The 2,094-nt window shown below is 36.5% G+C and carries 3 protein-coding genes; all 3 read right to left on the bottom strand.

Going from position 1 to position 2,094, the window contains the following annotated elements:
• Positions 1–322: 322 nt before the first annotated feature.
• Positions 323–1,141 (bottom strand): hypothetical protein, encoded by an 819-nt coding sequence (locus Q4579_RS22815; RefSeq protein ID WP_303567245.1) that lies wholly within the window; start codon positions 1,139–1,141, stop codon positions 323–325.
• Positions 1,142–1,275: 134 nt separating this feature from the next.
• Positions 1,276–1,848: a hypothetical protein gene (locus Q4579_RS22810; protein WP_303567244.1), complete on the bottom strand. Its 573-nt coding sequence runs from the start codon at positions 1,846–1,848 to the stop codon at positions 1,276–1,278.
• A 54-nt stretch (positions 1,849–1,902) separates the two neighbouring features.
• The coding region (locus Q4579_RS22805; RefSeq protein WP_303567243.1) for a hypothetical protein at positions 1,903–2,094 on the bottom strand (192 nt) is incomplete at its 5' end.

The following is a 2,094-nucleotide window of genomic DNA, read 5'->3' as shown; positions in this document are numbered from 1 at the left end:
TCCCACTCCATGATTGCAGGTTCACTCTTAACGATTTCAGCATAAATCTTCATGCATTCTTTTTCTTTATCTGAATAATCATCAAGTTCAACATTATCATCAATAATTTTTCTAACTTTTTTGTAATTGTATAAAGCAGTTTTATAATTATCCATCCAACTCACTCACAATCTGGCTGCTCAAGTTTCTGCTTAATTTATTCTATAGATGTACTCGAAAAATCATCCACCAATTGTTATTGGTGGATTAATTAAAAATAAAATCAAGTCATGATAAATTAAATTAAATCAATTCAAAAAACAAACCAACAAATCATCCGGAATTATTGATTTTCGTCATAAAATGGCATTTTATCACGAACATTCCACCAATGGTCATGGAACCAGTCCTCTTCCTTAAATATCACGGATAACTCATGATAATTATAGCTTGTTATAATCTTTTTAACTTCTTCAATTTGATCAGATGTCAAAATCAGATGGTTATCACCTTGAGTCTGTACTTTATATAACCTGTATAGAAAAGGTTTCTTTATTAGGAGACAATATATACCTAACCAAGGCCATGCGCTTTCTTCTGGCTCGGTTTCAGGAATAGAGCCTAATTTTAAAAATGAGAGTGAGGCTGCGCCAGCCCCAGCAAAAACCATAGGTCCGGCAACAAATAGCAAAATAAAAGCAATTGTAAATCCACCAATCATGCAGTATTGTGCCATTTTTTTTCGTCGCTCACTTCCTGCTTTCACGCCATAGGAGTAAAAACCGGTAGCAGTGATCTTCTGGTAGTATCTAACCGGAAACCATTCTGCGGCTAGAATGAAAATGACGAGTGGAAATGAAACTGTTAATCCTGCAAAAATAAAATAAGGGTAGTTCTCAGAAAAATTACCTGTAACAGGGATGATAAAGCTAAAAGGTAAAAATATGATCATAAAACACCAGAAAAGAGGCATACCCCACTGACCACATCTCCCCCAATAATCAACCTCCCATTCCATAATGGCTGGTTCACATTGTACAATTTCTGCATAAATATTTTTGCACGCTTCTTCTTTATCTATAAAACCTTTGAGATTATTATCATTATCGATTCTACCTCTCACACTCTTATAAATAAATGAAACACGTTTGTAATTATCCATTTGACTCACTCATAATCTGACCAATTCATATCCCTGCTTTAGTTTCCCAGATAAATAAAAAAACCGCCAATACAGTGATTGGCGGATTGTTTCTTCATATAATTAAGAGGATGAAGGGAGATATGTCATTCAACTTAGCTTTTACTATCTAAAGTGGACATGTCACGATTGGGTGCTTCAACTCTACGAAATGGCATCGTATCTTGGTGATCCCACCATCGATTATAAAATACGTCTTCCTCTTTATCCAAAATATCCACTTCATGCTGACCATATTGTATCAGAATTTCTTGCACTTGAGACAGCTGATCTTTAGTTAAAATCAATTCATTACCACCATGTGTCCCTACCTTATAGAGGTGATATAAAAAAGGTTTCTTCAATAATACCAGGCTATAAACCCCCAACCAGGGCCAAGCACTTTCTTCAGGCTCTTGCTCTGGTATTGAACCTAACTTTAAAAATGAGAGCGAGGCGGCGCCAGCCCCAACAAAAACCATTGGGCCCGCGACAAAAAGTAAGATGATCGCGATGATTAAACCACCAATCATGCAATACTTAGCCATATTTTGACGTCGTTCACGTCCAAGTCTAACGCCATAGGAATAAAACCCAGACGCCGTGATTTTCTGGTAGTAGCGAGTTGGGAACCATTCGGCGCCAAGTACCATAATTAGAATTGGTAATGGTAAAACCAAAAATCCCATAAATACGATTTGATATATTTCTTCTGTATCTCTACCTACCCAATATAAAGTAAACTATGGCATAAATGCGAAGACAAAAAACACGAATGTGGGTAATCCCCATTTCCCAAATTGTCCCCAATAGTCGACCTCCCACTCTAAAATCGCCGATTCCTTTTTGATTATTTTCTTATAAATACGACTACATGTCTGATATTGAACTTCCCAATTATTGAATACAGGATCGGCATTGAGTTGCCGTTGTAC

It is taken from the genome of Photobacterium sp. 1_MG-2023 (genome assembly GCF_030547945.1).
Taxonomy (GTDB): domain Bacteria; phylum Pseudomonadota; class Gammaproteobacteria; order Enterobacterales; family Vibrionaceae; genus Photobacterium.
This window is presented reverse-complemented; position numbering and strand designations above follow the sequence as displayed.

Coding starts and splice junctions, on each gene's coding strand:
- Q4579_RS22815 (WP_303567245.1), bottom strand. CDS start 1,141: ATGGATAATTACAAACGTGTTTCATTTATTTATAAGAGTGTGAGAGGT.
- Q4579_RS22810 (WP_303567244.1), bottom strand. CDS start 1,848: ATGGGATTTTTGGTTTTACCATTACCAATTCTAATTATGGTACTTGGC.